Origin of the sequence: Streptomyces lancefieldiae (assembly GCF_031845825.1) — a bacterium.
GTDB lineage: Bacteria > Actinomycetota > Actinomycetes > Streptomycetales > Streptomycetaceae > Streptomyces > Streptomyces lancefieldiae.
The window spans coordinates 1-22495 of sequence record NZ_JAVRFH010000058.1 but is presented as its reverse complement, the minus strand read 5'-3'; the positions used below and the strand labels follow the sequence as shown (position 1 = coordinate 22495).

17 protein-coding genes are annotated in these 22495 nt (G+C 72.4%); 12 read left to right on the top strand and 5 right to left on the bottom strand.

Annotated features, from left to right (window positions below; translation table 11 throughout):
* The first annotated feature begins 152 nt into the window (after nucleotides 1-152).
* The 4 genes from RM812_RS34815 (at nucleotide 153) to RM812_RS34800 (ending at nucleotide 5748) form a co-directional block, all read left to right on the top strand.
* Nucleotides 153-776 carry a GntR family transcriptional regulator gene (locus RM812_RS34815; protein WP_311582368.1) on the top strand — a complete coding sequence of 208 codons (624 nt, stop codon included), beginning with the start codon at nucleotides 153-155 and terminating at the stop codon, nucleotides 774-776.
* A 575-nt stretch (nucleotides 777-1351) separates the two neighbouring features.
* Nucleotides 1352-4054, top strand: a complete 2703-nt coding sequence (gene aceE, locus RM812_RS34810) for a pyruvate dehydrogenase (acetyl-transferring), homodimeric type (protein ID WP_311582365.1) — start codon at nucleotides 1352-1354, stop codon at nucleotides 4052-4054.
* 71 nt (nucleotides 4055-4125) lie between these two features.
* Nucleotides 4126-5148 (top strand): helix-turn-helix transcriptional regulator, encoded by a 1023-nt coding sequence (locus tag RM812_RS34805; RefSeq protein WP_311582362.1) that lies wholly within the window; start codon nucleotides 4126-4128, stop codon nucleotides 5146-5148.
* 78 nt (nucleotides 5149-5226) lie between these two features.
* Nucleotides 5227-5748 (top strand): DUF4240 domain-containing protein, encoded by a 522-nt coding sequence (locus RM812_RS34800; RefSeq protein ID WP_311582422.1) that lies wholly within the window; start codon nucleotides 5227-5229, stop codon nucleotides 5746-5748.
* A gap of 64 nt (nucleotides 5749-5812) precedes the next feature.
* On the opposite strand, the gene RM812_RS34795 is transcribed toward RM812_RS34800, so the two are convergent.
* Nucleotides 5813-6541, bottom strand: coding sequence for a peptidoglycan recognition protein family protein (locus RM812_RS34795; protein WP_311582418.1), 729 nt, complete (start codon nucleotides 6539-6541; stop codon nucleotides 5813-5815).
* A gap of 203 nt (nucleotides 6542-6744) precedes the next feature.
* A complete protein-coding gene (locus RM812_RS34790) occupies nucleotides 6745-7269 on the bottom strand; it encodes a GNAT family N-acetyltransferase (protein WP_311582359.1) in 525 nt (174 codons plus the stop codon).
* 73 nt (nucleotides 7270-7342) lie between these two features.
* On the opposite strand from RM812_RS34790, the gene RM812_RS34785 reads away from it, so the two are divergent.
* On the top strand, nucleotides 7343-8260 hold the full coding sequence (locus RM812_RS34785; protein WP_311582355.1) for a TIGR01777 family oxidoreductase: 918 nt from the start codon (nucleotides 7343-7345) through the stop codon (nucleotides 8258-8260).
* A gap of 426 nt (nucleotides 8261-8686) precedes the next feature.
* A complete protein-coding gene (locus tag RM812_RS34780; protein ID WP_311582351.1) occupies nucleotides 8687-10084 on the top strand; it encodes an NAD(P)/FAD-dependent oxidoreductase in 1398 nt (465 codons plus the stop codon).
* A 122-nt stretch (nucleotides 10085-10206) separates the two neighbouring features.
* Here RM812_RS34780 and RM812_RS34775 read toward each other — a convergent pair whose 3' ends face one another.
* Both RM812_RS34775 and RM812_RS34770 read right to left on the bottom strand, forming a co-directional pair.
* A complete protein-coding gene (locus RM812_RS34775; protein WP_311582348.1) occupies nucleotides 10207-10836 on the bottom strand; it encodes a hypothetical protein in 630 nt (209 codons plus the stop codon).
* Complete coding sequence (locus RM812_RS34770) at nucleotides 10837-14448, bottom strand: hypothetical protein (protein WP_311582345.1); 3612 nt, start codon at nucleotides 14446-14448, stop codon at nucleotides 10837-10839.
* 278 nt (nucleotides 14449-14726) lie between these two features.
* Between RM812_RS34770 and RM812_RS34765 the strand changes: the two genes are divergently transcribed.
* Both RM812_RS34765 and RM812_RS34760 read left to right on the top strand, forming a co-directional pair.
* Nucleotides 14727-15317: a hypothetical protein gene (locus RM812_RS34765; RefSeq protein ID WP_311582342.1), complete on the top strand. Its 591-nt coding sequence runs from the start codon at nucleotides 14727-14729 to the stop codon at nucleotides 15315-15317.
* A 46-nt stretch (nucleotides 15318-15363) separates the two neighbouring features.
* Entirely contained in the window at nucleotides 15364-17475 is a 2112-nt protein-coding gene (locus RM812_RS34760) for a trypsin-like serine protease (RefSeq protein WP_311582339.1), read from the top strand.
* Between the two features lie 91 nt (nucleotides 17476-17566).
* Here RM812_RS34760 and RM812_RS34755 read toward each other — a convergent pair whose 3' ends face one another.
* The gene (locus RM812_RS34755; protein ID WP_311582336.1) at nucleotides 17567-19036 is read right to left on the bottom strand and encodes a regulator; all 1470 of its coding nucleotides are present in this window, start codon (nucleotides 19034-19036) and stop codon (nucleotides 17567-17569) included.
* A gap of 235 nt (nucleotides 19037-19271) precedes the next feature.
* Here RM812_RS34755 and lipB point away from each other — a divergent pair, with 235 nt between their 5' ends.
* The 4 genes from lipB (at nucleotide 19272) to RM812_RS34735 (ending at nucleotide 22471) form a co-directional block, all read left to right on the top strand.
* Nucleotides 19272-20069 (top strand): lipoyl(octanoyl) transferase LipB, encoded by a 798-nt coding sequence (lipB, locus tag RM812_RS34750; RefSeq protein WP_311582333.1) that lies wholly within the window; start codon nucleotides 19272-19274, stop codon nucleotides 20067-20069.
* A gap of 175 nt (nucleotides 20070-20244) precedes the next feature.
* Nucleotides 20245-21198 (top strand): lipoyl synthase, encoded by a 954-nt coding sequence (gene lipA, locus RM812_RS34745; RefSeq protein WP_311582330.1) that lies wholly within the window; start codon nucleotides 20245-20247, stop codon nucleotides 21196-21198.
* 277 nt (nucleotides 21199-21475) lie between these two features.
* Complete coding sequence (locus RM812_RS34740; protein ID WP_043373722.1) at nucleotides 21476-21676, top strand: SCO2195 family GlnR-regulated protein; 201 nt, start codon at nucleotides 21476-21478, stop codon at nucleotides 21674-21676.
* A 90-nt stretch (nucleotides 21677-21766) separates the two neighbouring features.
* Nucleotides 21767-22471 (top strand): DUF4191 domain-containing protein, encoded by a 705-nt coding sequence (locus RM812_RS34735; protein WP_311582323.1) that lies wholly within the window; start codon nucleotides 21767-21769, stop codon nucleotides 22469-22471.
* Nucleotides 22472-22495 lie beyond the last annotated feature (24 nt).

Here is a 22495-nt window from a genome sequence, read left to right as displayed (position 1 = left end):
ACCGTCGTGTTCCGGGGCGTCGCGCCGTGTAAGTCTCGTCTCACCTGCGTGAAGCGCCCCCGTGCGCCCTTCCCGCCCGCCGCGACGGCCGTATTGTTTCTCAACGTCAAACGCCCCAGGGGGCCGAAGGGGCCCCTCCCGAAGGAGCCCACATGACCGCGCCCGTCGTCCACTCGCTGCGCGAACAGATCCGCGAGCACATCCTGGAAGGGATCATCAGCGGACGCTGGCAGCCGGGCGAGCGGATCGTGGAGCGGCGGATCGCGACCGAGCTGGAGGTCAGCCAGACGCCGGTGCGGGAGGCGCTGCGGGAGCTGGAGTCGCTGCGGCTGATCGAGTCGGCGCCGAACAAGGGCGTGCGGGTGCGCAATCTGACCGCCGCCGACCTGGAGGAGAGCTACCCGGTCCGGGCCGGTCTGGAGGCCATCGCGGCGGAGCTGGCGGCGGAGCGGCTCGCCGTGGACTGCTCGGCCCTGGAACCCCATGTCGCCGCGCTGTACGAGGCCGACCGGGTGTCCGACGGGACGGGCCAGGTCCGGCACACGGTGGGTTTCCACCGGGAGCTGGTGCGCGCGGCGGGCAACTCGGTGCTGCTGCACACCTGGGAGGGCCTGGGCATCGAGGTGTTCACGGCGCTGTCGATACGGTGGCTGGGCACGGTGCAGCAGTCGTACGCGGAGGAGCACGAGGAGTTGGTGGCGGCGTTCCGGCGTCGGGATCCTCGTATCGCGGACCTGGTCAAGTCCCACGTCCTGGGCTGCGCCCCCCGCGCCTAGTGCCGCAACAGGCAACGTTCGCCCCGTCGCGACGCCCGGCACGCACTCTCGCCGCACCGGCCGAAAGCCCGAGTACGTCCAGTACGAGGGCTTCCGGCCGGCACGCCGAGAGCACGCACCGGACGCCGCTCCTTACCGGGCAAACGTTGCCTGCCGCGGCACTAGTTTTTCGCCCCCGCCGCCCCTTCCCCTCCCGACCCCGGGGGCTGCGCCCTCAGACCCCCCTGTTCGCGCAGTTCCCCGCGCCCCTGAAGGGGCGCGGGGCTGTGTCGATATGCGGCTCCGCGATGCGCCCGCCCCCGCCGCACAGCCGAAACCACCCGAGCTCCACGGCGCTCACCTGCGCAAATCCCCGAAGGGACCGTCACCCCGTGCCATCGCCTGAGGCACCGCGTGCCTACTTTCTCGAGATCGAGAGGTTTTGGCCCTCAACCCTTTGATCGATCATCGATCAGGGAGTTACAGTCACCCTCGGGCTTCCACCAGAGCCCCAGCCCTGTCCTGCCAAAGACCTAGGGCACCCCCGAACCCTTGCCGATGAGGGAACCCCCTTCGACTGAGGAAGGCGGCGACACATGACCGACCCCAAAGCCATCCAGGCCAGCGAGCTCGACCAGCTCCCGGACCGCGATCCGGAGGAGACCGCCGAGTGGCAGGCCTCCCTGGACGCCGTCACGAAGGCGGCCGGGCCGCACCGTGCCGCGTACCTGATGCGCCGCACACTGGAGCGCGCCGAGGGCGCCGGCCTCGCGCTGCCGAAGCTCCTCGAGACGGACTACGTCAACTCCATCCCGACCGCCGACGAGCCCGCTGTGGACGGCGACGAGGACCTGGAGCAGCGGATCACCGCCTGGAACCGCTGGAACGCGGCGGCGATGGTGACCCGCGGCAGCAAGTACGGCGTCGGCGGCCACATCGCCACCTTCGCCTCCGCGGCCTGGCTGTACGAGACCGGCTTCAACCACTTCTTCAAGGGCAAGGAGGGTGACGGGTCCGGCGACCAGCTCTACGTCCAGGGCCACGCCTCCCCCGGAATCTACGCCCGCGCCTTCCTCGACGGGCGGCTGAACGAGGAGCAGCTCGACAACTTCCGCCGCGAGTCCGGCGGCAACGGCCTGCCGTCCTACCCGCACCCGCGGCGCCTGCCCTGGCTGTGGGAGTTCCCCACCGTCTCCATGGGCCTCGGTCCGATCTCCGCGATCTACCAGGCGCGGTTCAACCGCTACCTGACCAGCCGCGGCATCAAGGACCTGACGAACTCCCACGTGTGGGCGTTCCTCGGTGACGGCGAGATGGACGAGCCGGAGTCCACCACCGCGCTCACCCTCGCCTCCCGCGAGGGCCTGGACAACCTGACCTTCGTCATCAACTGCAACCTGCAGCGCCTCGACGGCCCGGTCCGCGCCAACTTCAAGATCGTGCAGGAGCTGGAGGCCCTCTTCCGGGGCGCCGGCTGGAACGTCGTGAAGTCGCTGTGGGGCACGGCCTGGGACGAGCTGTTCCAGCTCGACACCACCGGCGCGCTGGTACGCCGGCTGCGCGAGGTACCGGACGCGCAGGTGCAGACGTACCAGACGCGCGACGCCGCCTACATCCGCGAGGACTTCTTCGGCAAGGACCCGGCGCTCGTCGAGATGGCGAAGCTGCTGAGCGACGACAAGATCCTCGAGTGCTTCCACTACTCGCGCGGCGGCCACGAGTCCCGCAAGGTCTACGCCGCGTACAAGGCCGCGCTCGCCCACAAGGGCGCGCCGACCGTGATCCTGGCCCAGACGGTCAAGGGCCACACCCTCGGCACCGGCTTCGCGTCGAAGAACGCCAACCACCAGATGAAGAAGCTCTCGGTGGACGAGTTCAAGGACATGCGCGACCTGCTCGGCCTGCCGATCAAGGACAGCGACTTCGTCGACGGCGTGGTCCCCTACGGCCACCCGGGCGCCGACTCCCCCGAGGTCCGCTACCTCCAGGAGCGCCGCGCCGCCCTCGGCGGTCCGGCCCCGGCCCGCCGCGTGCACCCGCTCGCGCCGCTGCCCGCGCCCGCCGACAAGGCGTTCGCGTCCTTCGACAAGGGCTCCGGCACGCAGAGCGTGGCCACCACCATGGCGTTCGTCCGCCTGGTCAAGGACCTGGTCCGCGACAAGGAGACCGGCAAGCGCTGGGTGCCGATCGTCCCCGACGAGGCGCGCACCTTCGGCATGGAGTCGCTGTTCCCGTCGCTGGGCATCTACTCGCCCAAGGGCCAGACGTACGAGCCGGTCGACCGCGACCAGCTGATGTACTACAAGGAGGCCACGAACGGCCAGATCCTCAACGAGGGGATCACCGAGGCCGGTTCCATGGCCGACTTCATCGCCGCTTCGACGTCGTACGCGACGCACGGCGAGGCGATGATCCCGTTCTACATCTTCTACTCGATGTTCGGGTGGCAGCGCACGGCCGACCAGATGTGGCAGCTCGGCGACCAGCTCGGCCGCGGCTTCCTGGTCGGCGCGACGGCCGGCCGCACGACGCTGACCGGTGAGGGCCTCCAGCACGCGGACGGCCACTCCCCCGCCATCGCGGCGACCAACCCGGCGGCGCTGTCGTACGACCCGGCGTTCGCGTACGAGATCGCGACGATCGTCAAGGACGGTCTGCGCCGGATGTACGGCGAGGCGGCTCCGGGTGAGGACCAGGACGTCTTCTACTACCTGACCGTCTACAACGAGCCGATGCCGCAGCCGGCCAAGCCGGCCGTCCCCGGCGTCGACGAGGGCATCGTCAAGGGTCTGTACCGCTTCAACACGGCGGAGTCGGCGGGCCTGACCCCGGCCGCGAACGCCCCGCGCATCCAGCTGCTGGGCTCCGGCACGGCGATCCACTGGGCGCTGAAGGCGCAGCGGCTGCTCGCCGAGGAGTGGGGCGTGGCCGCCGACGTGTGGTCCGCGACCTCCTGGACGGAGCTGCGCCGGGACGCGATGGACGCCGACGCGGCGCTGCTGCGCGGCGAGGAGCGGGTGCCGTACGTCCGACGCGCGCTCCAGGGTGCCGAGGGCCCGGTGCTCGCGGTCTCCGACTACATGCGCCAGGTCCCGGACCAGATCGCGCAGTGGGTCGAGCAGGACTGGGCTTCGCTCGGCGCCGACGGCTTCGGCCTGTCGGACACGCGTGACGCCGCCCGCCGCCACTTCGGTGTGGACGCCGAGTCCATCGTGGTCGCGGCCCTGGCCCAGCTCGCCAAGCGCGGCGAGGTCAAGGCGACGGCCGTGAAGGAGGCGCGCGAGCGCTACGGCCTGTAGGGATCGGGCATGAGGTGAGGAGGCCCCCGCTGCGGCGGGGGCCTCCTGCGTTGTCCTGCATGATGTGGGGCATGCGCGCTGCCCGCCTCATCAAGATGGTGCTGCTCCTCCAGTCCCGCCCGGCCATGACCGCCGCCGAGCTGGCCCAGGAGCTCGAGGTGTCGGAACGGACCGTGACGCGGGACGCGCAGGCGCTGTCGGAGGCGGGCGTACCGGTCTACGCGGAGCGGGGCCGGGCCGGGGGCTTCCGGCTGATCGGCGGGTACCGCACCCGCCTGACCGGACTGGCCCGGGGCGAGGCCGAGGCGCTGTTCCTGTCCGGGGTGCCGGGGGCACTGCGCGAGATGGGCCTGGAGGACGCGGCGTCGGCGGCGCGGCTGAAGGTGTCCGCCGCCCTGCTGCCCTCCCTCCGGGACGCCTCCCGCACGGCGGCGCAGCGGTTCCACCTGGACGCGCCGAACTGGTTCCGGGAGCCGGAGACGCCCGAGCTGCTGCCGGCGGTCGCGGACGCGGTCTGGGACGACCGGCGCGTCGGCGCGCGCTACCGGCGGGGGGAGGACGAGGTCGTCCGGGAGCTGGAGCCGTACGGGCTCGTGCTGAAGGCGGGCGTCTGGTACCTGTGCGCGCGGGTCGCGCGGGCGGCGGGCGACGGGACCTTCCGCGTGTACCGGATCGACCGGTTCACGGCGGTGGAGGCGGGCGAGGAGCGTTTCGCGCGGGACGACGACTTCGACCTGCCCGCCTTCTGGGCGGCGCGGGCCGAGCAGTTCGCGCGGTCGATCCTGCGGGCGGAGGTCGTGGTGCGGCTGTCGGCGGCGGGCGTGCGGGGGCTGCCGCACGTCGTCGACGCGCCGGCCGCCCGGGCGGCGCTGGAGAGCGCGGACGCGCCGGACGCGGACGGGTGGGTGACGGTGACGCTGCCCGTGGAGTCCGAGGAGATCGCGCACGCCCAGCTGACGGGACTCGGGCCGGAGGCGGAGGTGCTGGCGCCCGAGGAGTTGCGGGAGCGGTTCGCGCGGGACGCGCGGCGGCTGGCGGCGCTGTACGGCGACCCGGACCCGTCCGGGCGTGACGCGACCCAGCCCGGAACGTGACGCGGACCCGTCCGGGACATAACGATCCACTGCACTCCGCGTGCGTCGTACCCGTGCAGGGACGATGCTGGACGCGTGATGGACGAGACGGAGTTCTGGGAGCTGATCGACGCCACCCGCCAGGGTGCCGACGGCGATCCCGAGGACCAGGCCGACCTGCTCGTGGAGCGGCTCGTCGGGATGGACCCGGACCTCGTGCTGGACTTCGCCCGCCATTTCGAGGCCCGTTACAACCGCGCCTGCACCTGGGACCTGTGGGGCGCCGCGTGGGTGCTGCTCGGCGGGGCGAGCGACGACGCCTTCGACTTCTTCCGGTGCTGGCTGATCGGCCAGGGCCGCGAGGTGTACGAGGGCGCGGTGCACGAGCCCGACTCGCTCGCCGAGCTGCTGGACGACTTCGACGAGGAGCTGGACGGCGACGGCGAGGAGCTGGGTTACGCGGCCGACGAGGCGTACGAGCAGCTCACCGGTACCGTCGCCCCGGACCTGGGCATCGCGCCCGCGCCCGCCGAGCCGCTGGGCACGCCGATCGACCTGGAGAACGACCGGGCCGTCGCCGAGCGGCTCCCGCGCCTGTGGGAGCGGTTCGGCCGGGAGTGAGCCGGGCGGGGGGCGCTCGCCCCTGTGCCTGTCCTGTGGGGTCGGGTGTGCCTGTCCTGTGGGATCAGGTGGTCCTGCCCTGAAGCCGGGCCGCCAGCTCCCTGATGTGCGGGAGGCGGGCGGTGAGGGCGGCGCCCGGGCAGCTGGTCTGGTAGCCGTCGTCGTGCCCGGCCACGGCGGGCAAGGCCGCGGTGGCGCCGGCGGCGTACCGGCTGAGGCCGTTGCTGGAGACCAGGCCGACCCTGGCGCGCGGGTCGGTGTCGGCCGGGCCGAGTTTCCAGGCGGCCAGCGCGGCGATCGCGTCGGTCAGCGCGTCCGGTACGGGCACGCCGGCGGTGAAGGTGCCCAGGGCGGCGATGCCGGTGGTGCGGTGGTTGAAGCCCTGGGTGTGGGCGCCGGTGACGGGGCGGTCGATGCCGCCGGCGCGGCCCTCGTAGATGGTGCCGCAGCGGTCGACGACGAAGTTGTAGCCGATGTCGTCCCAGTCCCGGGCACCGGTCTGGCCCGTGTAGACCCCGCGGAGGATGGCCGGCACGTCGGCGCAGTCGTAACCGTTCGGCGTGTCGGTGTGGTGGACGAAGACGGCGAGCACCTTGTCGTCGTAGCGCGGGGGCGGCTGTTCGCGGGCGGCGTCGCCCAGCCAGACCGACCGGGGCACCACGGGCGGCCGGGGCGCGGTGTGCTGCGCGGCGGCGGCCGGGTGGGTGCGCGTCGCCGCCGCTCGTTCCACGCCGTTCGCGCACAGCACCAGCGCGGCGACGGCGGCCAGGCCCGGCAGACAGCCGAGCAGCACCAGCGCCGCGCGCGGTGGACGGACCGCACGCCGCTCCCGGGCCCCGCGCGGTCCTCGGAAGACACGCATGGTCCCACTGTCCGGTGGATCCGGCCTGCCCGCGACATGGGCTGTGCCGCCCGGTGGAACCCCCGTCCCGGTCCACGGCCGTTTCCCGGCTGCTCGCCCGTGCGGCCTTTCTCAGACAGCCGCGGGCGAGCCGGTCATGTCGTGAGCGTCGGCCCGGTCGGCGCGGTCGGACCGGTCAGCGACTGGCCCATCAACACGTCGTCGACGTACTCGCCGTCGAGGTGGAACTCCTCCGGCTGCACACCCTCGACGACGAAGCCCTCGGACTCGTACAGCTTGCGGGCGGCGGTGTTGTGGCCGAGGACGCGCAGGGTGAGGCGCCGGGCGCCCAGACGGCGGGCCTCCTCCACGGCGGCCCGGACGAGGGCGCGGCCCACGCCGTGCCCACGGGCCGCGTCGGCGACGGCGAGGCCGCGGATCTGGCGTACGTGGGCGTTGGAGGCCAGGGGTGTGGGGAAGCCGAGACGGAGGTAGCCGACGACGGCGCCGTCGAGTTCGGCGACCAGGTGGTCGGCGGGGCCCGAGTGCTCGCGGAAGAAGGGCTCGTCCAGCCCCGGCGGGGGCGAGACGGCGTGCAGGTAGGACCAGGTGTCGCGGTCGAGGCGGCGCAGTGGCTGCTCGTCTTCGGACCTGGCGTGGCGTATGTGCGCAACGGGCATGTGGATCACTGTACGACGCGGAACCGGGAGGTGGCTCCGGGGTTTTTCCGGGGTCTCCCGGCAGGATGGGCGCATGGACGATGGACGTTTGGGCGGGGAACGCTCCCGCGTCGCGGTGGCCGGTGCGTCCGGTCTCATCGGCAGCGCACTGGTGCGGTCCCTCGCCGCGGACGGGCACGAGGTGGTGCGCCTGGTACGCCGCGCGCCCCGGGACGCGGACGAGGTCCGGTGGGACCCCGAGAACGGGCGGGTGGACGCGGCCGCACTCGCCGGGTGCGACGCCGTGGTCAACCTGGCCGGGGCCGGGGTGGGGGACCGCCGCTGGACCGACGCGTACAAGACGCGCATCCGCAGCAGCCGGGTGCACGGCACGACGGCGCTCGCGGAGGCCGTCGCCTCGCTGGAGCGCCCGCCGCGGGTCTTCGTGAACGGCAGCGCGATCGGGTTCTACGGGGAGACGGGTGACCGGGCCGTCGACGAGAGCGCGCCCCCGGGCGAGGGCTTCCTGCCGTCCCTGTGCGTGGAGTGGGAGGCCGCCGCGGCGCCCGCCCGGGAGGCGGGGGTACGGACGGTGTTCGCGCGGACCGGCCTGGTCGTCGCGAGCGGGGGCGGTGCCTGGGGCCGGCTCTTCCCGCTCTTCCGGGCCGGGCTCGGCGGACGGCTGGGCGACGGGTCCCAGTACTGGTCCTTCGTGGCGCTGCACGACGAGGTGGCGGCGATCCGGCACCTCCTGGACCGCGAGGACCTGTCCGGCCCGTTCAACCTGACCGCCCCGCACCCGCTGACGAACCGTGAGATCACCGCGGCCATGGGGCGTGTACTGCACCGGCCGACCCTCTTCGCCGTGCCCGCGCCGGTGCTGCGCGCCGCGCTCGGCGACATGGCCGGCGACGTCCTGGGCAGTGCCCGGGTCCTCCCGACCCGCCTGCTGGAATCGGGCTTCCGCTTCGCGTTCCCGGAGATCGACGGGGCGATCCGGGCGGCGCTGTGACGTCCGGACGGTGACGTGGGCACGGTGACGTGGGCACGGTGACGTGGGCACGGTTGCGTGGGCACGGTTGCGTGGGCACGGTTGCGTGGGCACGGTGCGGTCGGACGGAGCGACCGGCCGTCGGGGCCGTGAGGCCCGCTGCTCCGGTCCCGGCGCACGGCCGCGCCAGCCGTGTCCCGGCCCGTGACCGGCCCGCTCAACACCGGCCCGCCACCGTTTCCTGGCATCTCCTGCCACTTCCCGACCACATGCATGCCACATATTGCCCATATGGCACCTGCATGCGACCGCCGTGCGACCGTGCTCTACCTCTGTGCGACTCCCGTTGACCGTCCCGGGCCCTAACCTCGAACCGAACTCGGGTATCCCTCAGGCCGGTTGGGGGCATGACGTCTCCAGCGGCCGCGCAACCTCGAGGAGGGGCACGTGCTTGAGCCCGCGTACCAGGCGGACGTCGTCGTCGTGGGGGCCGGAATCGCCGGTCTCGCCGCGGCACATCGGCTGACCCGCGCAGGAGTGACGACCACGGTCCTGGAGGCCGCCCATGGCGTGGGCGGCCGGATGGCGACCGAGAAGGTCGACGGATTCCGGCTCGACAGGATCGGACAGCTGCTGTCCACGGCGTTTCCCGAACTGCACCTCACCCCCGGGCTGGACGGCCTCACGCTGCTGCCCTTCGCACCCGGGGTCCTGCTGCACAGCGAGGGCCGTCACCACCGTGCGGGCGCCCCGGCGGGCGCACGGGGTGCAAGGGGCGCACTCCATACGGTGCGCGCCCTGGCGAGCGCCCCTCGGCCGGGGCCCGCGCCCCGGCGCCCGGTCACCGTGCCCCGAGTGCCCGGGAGGACGGCGCCCGCGCCCCGCACCCGGGCGGGCGCCCCGCTCGGCACCGCCGTCGACCAGGCCCGGCTCGGCGCCGCGCTGACCCGCCTGGCGGGCACGCCGGTCGAACGGCTGCTGGCCCGCCCGGAGCTGCCGGCCGGGCAGGCCCTGGCGGCCCGCGGGCTGCCGGCCCGCACGATCGACGGCTTCCTGCGTCCGCTGCTCGCCGCGCTGCTCTGCGACCCGGACCTCACCACCTCCAGCCGGTGCGCCGACCTCGCCCTGCGGGCCTTCGCGAGCGGGCGGCCGGTGCTGCCGGCGGGCGGCGCGGAGGCCCTGCCGGAGCTGCTGGCGCGGACGCTGCCGGCGGGCACCGTGCACACCGGCGTCCGGGTCACCTCCGTCGCCACCAACGCCGTGACCACCGCGGAACACGGCGTGATCCGCTGCCGGGCCGTCCTGGTGGCGACCGACGCCCGCGCGGCGGCCGAACTGCTGCCGGGCCTCAGGGTGCCGGACTTCCACCCGGTGACGGTGCTGCACCACACCACGGACGAGCCGCCGGCCACCGGCGCCCACCTGCTGCTCGACGCGGACCGCGGCGGCCCGGTCGCGCACACGGCGGTGGTCAGCCTCGTCGACCCGTCCCGCGCGCCCGGCGGACGCACCCTCGTCTCCTCGACGGTCCTCGGCCCTCCCCCGTCCGACGTCGACACCGCCGTACGCATCCATCTGTCCCGCCTCTACGGCACCCCGACCTCCCGCTGGGAGACCCTCGCCGTGCACCACACGGCCGAGGCGGTGCCCGCGATGCGCCCACCGCACGACCTGCGCAGGCCGGTACGGCTGCTGGCCGGCCTGTACGTGTGCGGCGACCACCGCGACACCAGCACCGTCCAGGGCGCGCTCCACTCGGGCCACCGGGCCTCGGCGGCGATCCTGACGGACCTGGGGGCGGGCCCCTCGATGCACACGGCGGAGACGGTGCGGGCGGCGGCGTAGGGCTCGTTCGCCGCGGCAGAGCCACCGAAGCACTCAGGGGACCGCCGAAGACCGGAGCAGGGCCACCGGCCGAAGCCGGTGGCCCTGCCCACCGTTCACCATGTCGGGACGGAACCCGCGGATCAGCGCCAGGCGTCAGGAACACGCGCCAGCTGGACCAGCACGTCCCACTTCACCGGCCGGGCGGTCGGATCCGCCCACCGCGCGCCGAGGGCCGCCCAGTATCCGCGACGGGCCCTGATGCCCCGTAGCGTGTCCCAGTCCCCCGGCGTCCCGAGATCATCGATCCCGGACTCGACCCCGCACGACGGGCAGACCGTCTCCGTGGGTATCCCGTCACGCCAGAAGACCTCGCCCGAAAACCCGCAGACCCGGCACACGGTCTCGGTGCCGAGCGAGCCGGAGGACGCCCGCTCGGCGATCCGGCGGGCACGGTCGACCGGAGGCGGAGCAGCGGTGCGCCACTGCGGCGGGATGTTCTCGAGTTGCCGGAGGACGTCCCAGTCACGTGGCTTCTGGCGGGGCCGCTCCCATCGGGCTCCGAACCCGAGCCACCAGCCCCGGAACGCGTGCAGCCCTTCCACTCCGCTCCACACGCCGGGCGTCGCGCCCATGTCGCCGATACCCGACTCGTTGCCGCAGCAGTCACAGATCGTGTTGGTCGGCCAACCGGCCTCCCAGAACCTGTCCTCATCGTATCCGCACATGCGGCAGAAGTCCTCGGCCGCGGACACCGCTTCCTCCTCCGGCATCTACCGCTCCGTTCCTTGCGCCTTCAGGTAGTCCTCCAGTGTTGGATAGGCCTGCGGATCGTACCCGCGAGGGTTGGCGTCGCTGCGGGGCGCGGGGCGGTTCATGCTCATGGGGAGGTCGTCCTTGGTGAAGGCGGTCAGCGTGTTGCTTTTCTTGTCGTAGACGATGTAGTTCCCGTTGGATCGGTCCCAGACGCGGTACCCCTGAGGCGGCTGCGGCAGCTTGGCCGCGTTGCGGTATCCGTGCGCCATCTCCACGTACTCCTTCGCGCTGCCCAGTTCCGGGAACTCCGCCTTGTGGTTCTTCCAGTGGATGAACGCGTTCTGGGCGTTGCTGTAACCCTTCGAAGGCTTGCCGGTGGCCCAGATGTGCGGAGTCTTCCCGTTGGCCCGCATGGACTTGGCGAAGGCCTCGACGGCCGAGTAGCCGCTCTTGCCCCACTTCGTGCCGACGGCGCCCCAGCCGAGGATCGGGACGGCGGCGGCGCAGGAGAGGCTGGAGTTGAGGGCGTCGCCCTCCGCTCCGTACCAGCCGCAGTTGATGAGGTCGAAGCCCTCACCGAGACCGGGAACCATGCCCGCCGCGTCGAGGAGGGTGTGGCCGACGGTGGTCAGGTCCCACCAGTCGTTCTCCTCGTCCGCCACCGCGTCGGCGAAGGCGTCCTCGAGCTCCTCGAGTGCCGCCAGGTCGGCCCGGTCCTGCTGTTCCATTTCCTTGCGCCACTGCTCCTGCTCCGCCCACGCCTTGGTGGCCGCCGCGAACAGTGCCTCGCTCATGGCCCTTGCGGCTGCTGCGGCGTCCTTGCCCGCCGCCTCGGCGGACGCGCGGGCCTCGCCCGCGGCGACCCACGCGACGGCGGCCGAGCCGGCGGCGGCGTTCGCCGAGGCCTGGGCGTGGGCGGCGGAGTTGTCGGCATCGCGGGCGGCACGGTGGGCGTCCGCTTCCGCCGCACGTGCGGCCTTCGCCGACGCGGCGGCGTCGGCGGCCGACTTCTCGGCGTCGTCGGCGGACGCGTCCGCCTGCTCGGCGTAGTCGGCGGCCAGGTCGGCGGAGTCCTCGGCCTGCCGCGCGTACTCCTCCGCCAGGGCGGCGGCGTCGTTCGCGGTGGCCGCGGCGCGGCCGGCTTCGGCGGCGAACTGCTGGGCGGTCGCGGCCACGGCGGACGCATCGGCGATGAGCCCCTGGACACGCGCCACGTGAGTCGACGTCAGCAGGTCCTGGCGCTTGGCCTTGTACTGCCCGGTCTCGGTGAACGCGTGCAGGACCTGCGGCGGCCCCTCCAGCGCGATCCGAGCCGCGGCGGAGACCTCCGGAGTGCCCGACTCCTCCAGCTGGACGGCGCGTACCCGCTCGTCCTGGGTGCGCTGGGTGTAGTAGTCGGTGGAGATGAAGGCGCGCAGGCTGTCGGGGGAGCCGTCGTTCAGGGCCGCCTGCCCGGCTGCCCGCACGCCGGGCCCGGCACCGTTCATGAGCTGGGTGACGGTGACCCGGTAGTCGTTGGCCGCGGCCTGGTGCTGGCCGGTGGCGAGGAAGTCCGCGACCGTCGCCGCGTCACCGTCGAGTGCCGCCTCCGCCGCCACGCGGACGGCCGCGGATTCCGAGTCGGTGGCGAGGCGGTTGACCCGTGCCCGGTTGTCGAGCTCCAGGGCCTTGTCCCGGCCGGTGCGGACGTACTCGATGATGTCCTGGTCGGAGCCGGCCAGGGCGACCTCCGCCGCGGCAACGCTCCACGGGCCGCGTGTCTTCACTGTGTTCAACGCGACCTTGCGGGCCTTGGCCGCGACGGTCGTGACGTCGGCGTCCGGCTGCGTGACCTCGGCGGCCAGCCGGTCCGCCTCCTCGTCAAGGTCCTGGGACGCCTTCGCCTGCTCGGCTTCTGCGGCCTTGCGCTCGTCGTCGAGCGTTTTGAGCGAACGGGCCTGCTCGATCGCTCCCGCGGTGCGGCTGGTCAGTCCCTCCTTCTCGATCTCACGAGCGAGCGTGAAGGTAGTCTTCGCCTTCGTGACCGCCGCCGTCGCCGCGTCGGCGGCCTCCTTGGCGGCATTGGCGTGCTTCGTGGACTCTGCGGCGGCGGTGGCCGCATTGCCCGCGTGATCGGCCGCCTCGTCGGCGGCGGTCGCGGCCTTCTCGGCGTGCGCAGCGGCGGAATTGGCGGCGTCCCGGGCCTCGTGCGCGGCCTTGGCCGCCTTGCCGGCCAAGGTCTCCGCCCGGTTCGCGGCGGCGGTGGCCTGGGCGGCGTGGCGATGGGCCTCGGCCGCCGCTGCCTTGGCCCGGGCGGCCTGAGCGCCGGACACGCCGGCCTGGCCACTCGCCTCCGCCGCCGCGCCGGCCGCGGCGTCCGCGTTGGCTCCCGCGCCGGCCGCCGCCTTGGCGGCATTGGCCGCCTCGAACGCGGCGGTTCCGGCGTAGTCGGCGGCAGTCGCGGCCTTCTGCGCCCCCTTGGCGGCATTACGCGCGTCCTCGGCCGCCGCACGGGCAGCGGAGGCCTTGCCCGCGTCGGTCGCTGCTGCGGCGGCGGCCTTGCGGGCGTTGGAGGCGGCCTGCGCGGCCGCCGCGGCGGCGGACGCGGCCTGCGCGGCGGCGTTGGCGGCGACGCGGGCCGAGGTGGTGGCGGCGTTGGCGGCGTCGATGGCCTGCTGCGCGGCACGCGCGGCGCCCCTGGCGGCATCGGCGGCCCTACCGGCCGCGCTCGACGCCTTCTGGGCGTCCTCCTTGGCAGCTTCGGTCTCCTTCGCCGCCTTCTGCGCCGCTTCCTTGGCGAGTTGCGTCGCCTCGACCGCGCGGGCCGACGCCTCCTTTGCCTTCTCCGTCTCGGCCTTGGCCTGCCGGCCCGCCTCGGTGGCCCACTCGGCGAGCTGGGCGACGGTCGCGTGTTCCTGGTCCCGCGCCCGCGCGATGTGCTGGCCGACTTCGAGGAACTCGCGGACGTCGTTGATGTCCCCGCCGAGGGCCACCCTGGCCGCTTCACGGGTCGCGTCCCCGCCGGTGCTCATGATCTGGACGACCTGCACCCGGGCATCGTTGTCGGCGGCGGTGTACTGCCCCTCGTTGAGGAAGGTCCGCACGTCCTCGATGGTGCCGTCAAGCGCCTTCTGACCGGCCTCCTTGACGCCGCGTCCAGAGGCTGCCGAGATGACCTGCACGGCCTGGACCCGCTGGTCCTGCTCCAGCGGGGCCTGCCAACCGTCCTTGAGGAAGGAGCGCAGATCCTCGGGCGTGCCTGCGAGCGCCGTCTGCGCGGCGGCACGCACTTCCCGCCCGCCCAACGACAGGATCTGGACGGCCGCCACCCGGTCGTCGCTGAGCTGGGCGATCTCCTTCTCGCCGGCGAGGAACTTCTGCACGTCCTCGTCGGTCCCGAGCAACGCCGCCTCGGCCGCCGCTTTGGCGGCCGGCCCACCGGACTGCCACACCTCGAGCACCCTGCCGCGGTCGGTGGCAGGTATGTACTCGGTCACCTCCTCGTCGCCGGGCAGCTCGTCGTCCGCGGACGCCGGGACGGCGCCCAGCGCGCCCAGCAGCAGGGCGATCAGGAGGCTGATGCACAGCGCGCGCAGGGAGGCGAGCCTCCATAGCGGCTCGCCGCGATTTCCGTCCACATGCACACGCATCCGGGGAACTATGCGTTTGGTGAGTCTTCGACTCAAGAGACTCATATCCTCTCACTGACCGACAACTCGCCTGTCGGTGGCCGTACTTCGGCACCGAGAGCCTACGTGTGTACTGAATGTGGGCCATATGTAAGCGAGTTGTGAGCGCGTGATACGTTGCGCCATCGGTACGCCGCGAAGGAGGCGAGACAGGGGGCTGGTTCGCGGTCACCGGTCAGGGGATCAGCGCTGTCCGAATTCGCACCAGCCGATGTCATTCGACCTTCGGTGTGCCATGCATGCACGTTCACGGCAATACACGTCGCCCGGAACGGACATGTGCGACAGATACAGCCTCGCCCCAGAAGGGAATTCTGGTGAAACCCCGAATTCGCACGTCACTTCTTGCCGGACTCGTCGCCGTCTGCGCGATCACGGGTGCTTCGGCCTTCGGCTACGCCGCCACCGGTTCCGGTACCTCGCCGACCGCCGCTCAGGCGGCCGCGGCGGAGCAACCGCCGTACGCGGTGGAGGACTTCCAGCACCCCGGCGCCGATCGCATCCTCGCGGAGAAGGGCATCACCCTCCACCGAGGGGACGGACACGTCTTCTTCGCGGAATGTGACGGTTCTCCGGAGCAGATCCAGGTCTGGACCCGCAAGAGCAGCGAGGGCACGTACTGCTTCCAGACCACTTCCACCACGGGCTTCCTCAGTGTGGAGGTGCCTGAAGTCTATGCCCTGCAGACCGAGGAAACGGCCATTCACGCCGAACTGAGCGCAGAAGGCAAGACCCAGGAAATCGACCTGACCAAGAATGACTTCCAGGGCGTCGGTGAGGGGGTGGGCGGGGCTCCCACCGTTCTGCTGGAACTCCGCGTCACCGGCTGACCCGGCTCCTCACCCATTGCCCACCGAAAGGATCGAGTACCGCACCGTGTCACGCATCCGTTCCCGCGCCGCGATCACCGCGGGCCTGATGGCCACCGCGGTGGCCGCCAGTTGCCTCACCGCCGGCACCGCCCAGGCCGCCACGGGCCCCGCCGTCACCGACGGCGGCTTCGACTTCGCCGCCCGCCTGCAGATAGGCGACAACCAGCGGGCCTGCACCGCCGTGCTGGTCGCCTCCCAGTGGCTGGCCACCGCCGCCAGTTGCTTCGCCGACGACCTCGGCGGCGGTCAGGTGGCGGCGGGCAAGCCCAAGTGGAAGACGAAGGCCGTCCTCGGCCCCGCCCCGGGTACCAACCGGCCCGTCGACGTCGTCGAGCTCGTGCCCCGCGCCGACCGCGACATGGTCCTGGCCCGTCTCGCCACCCCGGTCTCCGGTACCCCCGTCCCGTTCGCCACCACCCCGCCCGTCGCGGGCGAGGAGCTGACGGTCGCCGGGTTCGGCAGGACCAAGGACGAGTGGGTGGCGGTCTCGCGGCACACGGCCTCCTTCACGGTCCAGTCGGTCTCCGACACCACGATCGCCCTCGACGGCAAGACCGACGCCGACGCCATCTGCGCCGGAGACGCCGGCGGCCCCCTCGTCCGGCAGAAGAACGGGAAGTTCGAGCTGGTCGCACTCGCCAGCCAGTCCTGGCAGGGCGGCTGCTGGGGCTCCGACCCGGCGGAGAAGCGGAACGACGCCGTCTCGCCCCGGCTCGACAACGTCGCCGGCGGCAACACCCTCACCCCCGGCGCCGTACTCAGGGCCGGCGACAGCCTCATCGCCAACGCCGCCCGCCTCACCCTGCAGGCCGACGGCAACCTGGTCGTCGTCTCCAACGGGGCCAAGACCCTGTGGTCCACGGGCACGGCGGGCCACCCCGGTGCCACCGCCCGGTTCGACACGAACGGCAACCTCGCCGTCCTCGACGCCGACGGCAGCACCGTCCTGTGGGAGTCCGGGACCACCGCCCCCGGCGGCAGGGCCGTCCTGCAGAACCGCGGCAACTTCGTCATCCAGGACGCCCGGGCCGTGTCCCAGTGGGCCGCCGGCACCGTCGTCCGCCACGACTACACCGGTGACGGCCGCAGCGACCTGGCCGAGTGGTACGACTACGGCGACGGCCACGACGAGATCCACGCCTTCCCCGCCAAGGCCGACGGCGGCTTCGACAGCCCCGTGCACGGCTGGGACGTCGCGGCCGACAACTACTGGGCCGAGAACATGAAGCGCTTCACGGGCGACTTCAACGGTGACGGCATCGGTGACGTGGCCGCCTTCTACGGCTACTCCAACGGCGACGTCGGCCTGATCACCTGGCTCGGCCAGGGCGGCGGGTACTTCTCCGCCCCGCTGCACTCCTGGAAGGTCACCGAGGGGTGGTCCTTCTCCCGCATGACCGTCAACTCCGGTGACTTCAACGGCGACGGCCGCGACGACGTCGCCGTCTGGTACGACTACGCCGACGGCAGCGACAAGCTCCACACCTTCCTCGCCAAGGCCGACGGGGGCTTCAACAACCCCTTCTCCTCCTTCAGCCGCACCGAAGGCTGGAGTGCGTCGAACATGAAGTTCACCACCGGCGACTACAACAGCGACGGCCGCGACGACCTCGCCGCCCTCTACGGTTACGCCACCGGTGAGGTCAAGCTCATCACCTTCCCCACCACGCCCGCCGGCGGCTTCGACGACACGGCCGTCCACGGCTGGAGCAGCACCGGCTGGAACTTCGGCGCCGTCAGCATGCACTCCGGTGACTTCAACGGCGACGGCCGCGACGACCTCGCCGCCTGGTACGACTACGGTGACGGCCACGACGCCGTGATCGGCTTCACCGCCGGTTCCGACGGCAAGTTCGGCAACCGCACCGAGCTCTGGAACACCCCGGCCGGGAACTACGGACGCAGCCAGATGAAGATCGTCACCGGTGACTACAACGGTGACGGCCGCGACGACCTCGCCTCCGTCTACGGCTACGCGGACGGCCGGGTCAAGACCATCACCTGGACCGCGAAGGCCGACGGCACCCTCAACTCGCCGCTGCACAGCTGGGAAGCCACCAGCGGCTGGACCTTCGACGCCGTGCACGTGATCGAGCGCTACAACAGCCCCGCCTGATCACTCCCGCAAGCGGTCCACGGGCCCCGCCACCCCACCGAGGGGCGGCGGGGCCCGTGGCCGTCCCCGGCCGGTGCGCCACCGTCGCGTCCTACCCCAGCGCCGCCACCTTGTCCCGGTACCCCCGCACCGGTGCCGCGTCCTTGTACGGCTCCAGCCGCCGTTCGAAGTCGCGCACGTACTCCGCCGCCCGGACCGACCGCATCTCGGCCGCCTGGCCGGCCGCCTCGGCGGCCAGTTGGCAGGCCTGGTCGAGTTCGCCGAGGCCGAGGCGGGCGGTGGCGAGGACGACCCGGCAGAACAGGCGGCTACGGGCGTACACGGGGGCGCGCAGCAACAGCGAGCGCTCCGCGTACTGGGCGGCGGCGCGGTACTGCTGCAGATCGCGGTGGCAGTGTCCGAACTCGTCGGCGAGCTGCGCCTCGTCGAAGAAGCGCGCCCAGTGCGGCACCTCGTCGCCGGGCCGGGCGGCCTCCAGGGCGCGCTCGGCGCGCACCAGCGCCGCCGTGCACGCCCGCACCTCCCCGAGGAGGCCGTGCGCCCGTGCCTCGGCCGCGTGCAGCAGCGCCTGCACGACCGGCGGCGCGGAGGTCCCCACGCCCTGCTGGGCCACGCGCGCGAGCTGCACCGCCTCGCGTCCGTGCCCCAGGTAGACCGCCTGACGGCTCATGGTGACCAGCACGTAGGAACCGTACGTCCGGTCCGCCGCCGCCTGCGCGAGCCGCAGCGCCTGCACGAAGTAGCGCTGGGCGAGGCCGTGCGCGGCGATGTCGTACGACGTCCAGCCGGCGAGCCGGGTCAGGTCGGCGGCGGCGGCGAACAGCCGGCGGCCGGTCTGCTCGCCGTAGGTGCCGCGCAGCATCGGCTCGAGTTCGTGCTCCAGGTAGCGGACCAGGGCCTGGCGGGCGTGGCCGCCGCCGTACCGGTCGTCCAGGCTGCGGAACAGCTCGCCGACCGAGCGCAGCGCGGCGAGGTCGCCGCCGGTGACCTTCTGGCCGGGGCCGCGCTCGGCCGGGGCCCGTCGGCGGGACGGGTCGAGCGGGGACGGGGTCCTGGCCCTGGGAGGCGCCGGGCGGCCCTGCGCGGGGATGCGGACGGGCACCTCGGCGCGGGCCACCTTCTCGTCGGGGCGGCCGATCAGCCAGTCCCGGCTGGGCACGACGAGCCCGGCGGCGGTGAAGGCGATCTTGCGCAGTTCGGCATGGCTGCCGGAGTCCTTGCGCCACAGCCCGCCGACGATGTCGACGGCCTCCTCCGGGGAGGCGGCGAACTCCAGTCCCGCGTAGACGGGCGCGCAGGCGTCCAGGCCGAGGTCCTGGGCGGTGAGGCGGCGGCCGAGGCGCCGGGTGAAGACCTCGGCGATCAGGGCGGGGGTGGTGCCGCGGGGCTGCTGGCCGCGCAGCCATCGGGTGACGGACGTCTTGTCGTATCTCAGGTCCAGGCCGTGTTCGAGTCCGAGCTGGTCGACGCGACGCGCGAGACCCGCGTTGGAGAACCCCGCTTCGGCGATGAGCGCGGCGAGCTGGCGGTTGGGGGTGCGCTGCGCGGGTCGTTCCGTCATGGTGCGGTGCGGTCTCCTGCCTTCCGGGCGTTCGATAAGCCCGGAGCGCCTGTGAGCAGCCCTTATGGCCTCGTGAACGGCGCGAATGTAGCGGAGAGTAAGCACCTCATCGCACTCTTCCGCAGGCATTCATCCGATCGTGTGAGGATTGCCCGCCCGGCTGACGGCAAGGGGACGGTCGTACAGTGGCGTGGGCACGGTTCGTGCCTTACGACCTTCCAGGGAGGCACTTGCCGTGAGTGAGCTGCGGTTCGTCCGAATGGGGTTCGGTGCCGAACGCGTCGAGTACCAGGAGGCGTGGGACGAGCAGCGCCGGGTGCACGCCGCGCGCTTCGCCGACGAGGTCCCCGACACCGTGCTGCTCCTCGAACACCCGCCGGTCTACACCGCCGGCCGGCGCACCGAGGACAGCGAGCGTCCGCTGGACGGCACGCCGGTCGTCGACGTGGACCGGGGCGGCAAGATCACCTGGCACGGGCCGGGCCAGCTCGTGGGCTACCCGATCCAGAAGCTCCCGCGCCCGGTGGACGTGGTCGCGCACGTACGGCGACTGGAGGAGGCCCTGATCCGCACCTGCGCGGAGTTCGGCCTGGAGACCTCCCGGGTCGAGGGCCGCAGCGGGGTGTGGGTCCTCGGCGACCCGGTGGAGCAGCGCCCCGCGCTCGGCGGCCTCTCCCTGGACTTCGACCCCCGGCTGACGGACGAGGAGTTCGACCCCCGCCTCAACGGCCCCGACTACGCCCCGTCCAACGCGGGCCAGCGCCGCGAGGACCGCAAGATCGCCGCGATCGGCATCCGGGTCGCCAAGGGCGTCACGATGCACGGCTTCGCACTGAACGTGAACCCCGACAACAAGTGGTTCGACAAGATCATCCCGTGCGGCATCCGCGACGCGGGCGTCGCCTCGCTCGCCAACGAGCTGGGCCGGGACGTCACCATCGAGGAGGTCCTGCCGGTGGCGGAGCGCCACCTGCGCGATGTCCTGGAGAACGCGGAGCTCAAGCCGCGGGTGATCGAGAAGACGCCCGCGTGAACCCGGCGCCGGCGGCATAAACCGAGCCTGTCCGGCGTTTGGGGACGAGGCCGTTCAGGCCGAAAGCGGGGGCCTGGGGGCGGCAGCCCCCGGCAAGGCCAGCACCACCGCCGACCAACAGAACAACGGGCGTACCCTGATGAACGCCGAAGAATCAAACGCTAGGGAGCCGGTCGTGTCCGCAGTCGCACCCGACGGACGCAAGATGCTGCGCCTCGAGGTCCGCAACAGCCAGACCCCCATCGAGCGCAAGCCCGAGTGGATCAAGACCCGGGCGAAAATGGGCCCCGAATACACCAAGATGCAGAACCTCGTGAAGAGCGAGGGTCTGCACACGGTCTGCCAGGAAGCCGGCTGTCCCAACATCTACGAGTGCTGGGAGGACCGCGAGGCGACCTTCCTCATCGGCGGCGACCAGTGCACGCGGCGCTGCGACTTCTGCCAGATCGACACCGGCAAGCCCGAGGCGCTCGACCGCGACGAGCCGCGCCGGGTCGGCGAGTCCGTGGTCACCATGGACCTGAACTACGCCACCATCACCGGCGTCGCCCGCGACGACCTGCCGGACGGCGGCGCGTGGCTGTACGCCGAGACGGTGCGCCAGATCCACCAGCAGACGGCCGGGCGCGAGGCCGGCCGCACCAAGGTCGAGCTGCTCGCCCCCGACTTCAACGCGGTGCCGGAACTCCTCCAGGAGGTCTTCGCCTCCCGCCCCGAGGTCTTCGCGCACAACGTCGAGACCGTCCCCCGGATCTTCAAGCGCATCCGCCCCGGCTTCCGCTACGAGCGCTCCCTGAAGGTCATCACCGAGGCCCGCGACTACGGCCTGGTGACCAAGTCGAACCTGATCCTCGGCATGGGCGAGACCCGTGAGGAGATCAGCGAGGCGCTGAAGCAGCTGCACGAGGCCGGCTGCGAGCTGATCACCATCACGCAGTACCTGCGCCCGTCCGTGCGCCACCACCCCGTGGAGCGCTGGGTCAAGCCGCAGGAGTTCGTGGAGCTGAAGGAGGAGGCCGAGGAGATCGGCTTCTCCGGTGTGATGTCGGGCCCGCTGGTGCGGTCCTCGTACCGGGCCGGACGGCTCTACCAGATGGCCATGGAGCAGCGTCACACCGCGACCGTGTGAGCCGTCGCCCGAGCTCGGTGTGAGCCGTCGCCGAGCACTGTGTGAATTCACGCACAAGGCCCTACTGGCCAGTAGTGGCCGACACGTCGCGGTCCCGACCGTCCTCGCAGATGAGGACACCGGTCGGGGCCGCGACGCCGTTCCGGACCCCGGCATCGTGGCTTCATGTCCGTTTGACCGGCGGGTCACGCCCTGGTAACACCAATCAGTGACCCTGGAATCACACCACGTACACCCGTCTCCGTGCCCGGAGCCGTACCGAGGGGGGACCTCCACGATGCAGGCCGCGCCCGTTCGCGCCACCGCCATCCCGTCGTTCACCACCGCCCTGCGGGCGGTCGAGTCGCTGCTCATGAGCGGCGGCCAGCGCACCGCCCGGCGCAACGCCTGGACCTCCGTGCTGGAGGACCGCCGCCGCGCCAAGGACCGCATCGAGACGGAGCGCGTGCTGCGGCAGTCCGTCGCCGGCCGGCCCTGACCACGCCCCGGTCCCTCCTCGGCCCCGCCCCGCCTCCCGCGCCGGGCACTGCCGTCGTCCGCGCTTTCGGGGGCACGTAGACTTCGTGGCATGGCGAGGAAGGAACCTGCAGCGGACGCTGCGAATCCCGGGCGACTGAAGCAGATCGCTCTGACCTACAAGATGACCCGCAAGGCCGACAAGAAGATCGGTCTTGTACTCGCGGGTGTCGGCATCGTCGTCTTCGGTGTCTTCCTCGCGATCGGTTTCCTGATCGGTCACCCCATCTATCTCGGCATCCTGGGCGTGCTGCTCGCCTTCCTCGCGACGGCGATCGTCTTCGGGCGCCGGGCCGAGCGGGCGGCCTTCGGTCAGATGGAGGGTCAGCCCGGCGCTGCGGCGGCCGTGCTGGACAACGTCGGCCGGGGGTGGACGACGACCCCCGCGGTGGCGATGAACCGCAGCCAGGACGTGGTGCACCGCGCCGTCGGCAAGGCCGGCATCGTGCTGGTCGCCGAGGGCAACCCGAACCGGGTGAAGACGCTGCTCGCGGCCGAGAAGAAGAAGATGAACCGCATCGTCGCGGACGTGCCCGTGCACGATCTGATCGTGGGCACCGGCGAGGGCCAGGTCGAGCTGAAGAAGCTGCGCACGACCATGCTCAAGCTCCCCCGCGTCCTGTCCGGCCCGCAGGTCACCGCGACCAACGACCGGCTGCGCGCCCTGGGCGACCTGATGAGCAACATGCCGCTGCCCAAGGGCCCGATGCCGAAGGGCATGCGCATGCCCAGGGGCGGCAACCCGAGGCAGCGCTGACCCGTAGGCGGCACGACGCCGGTA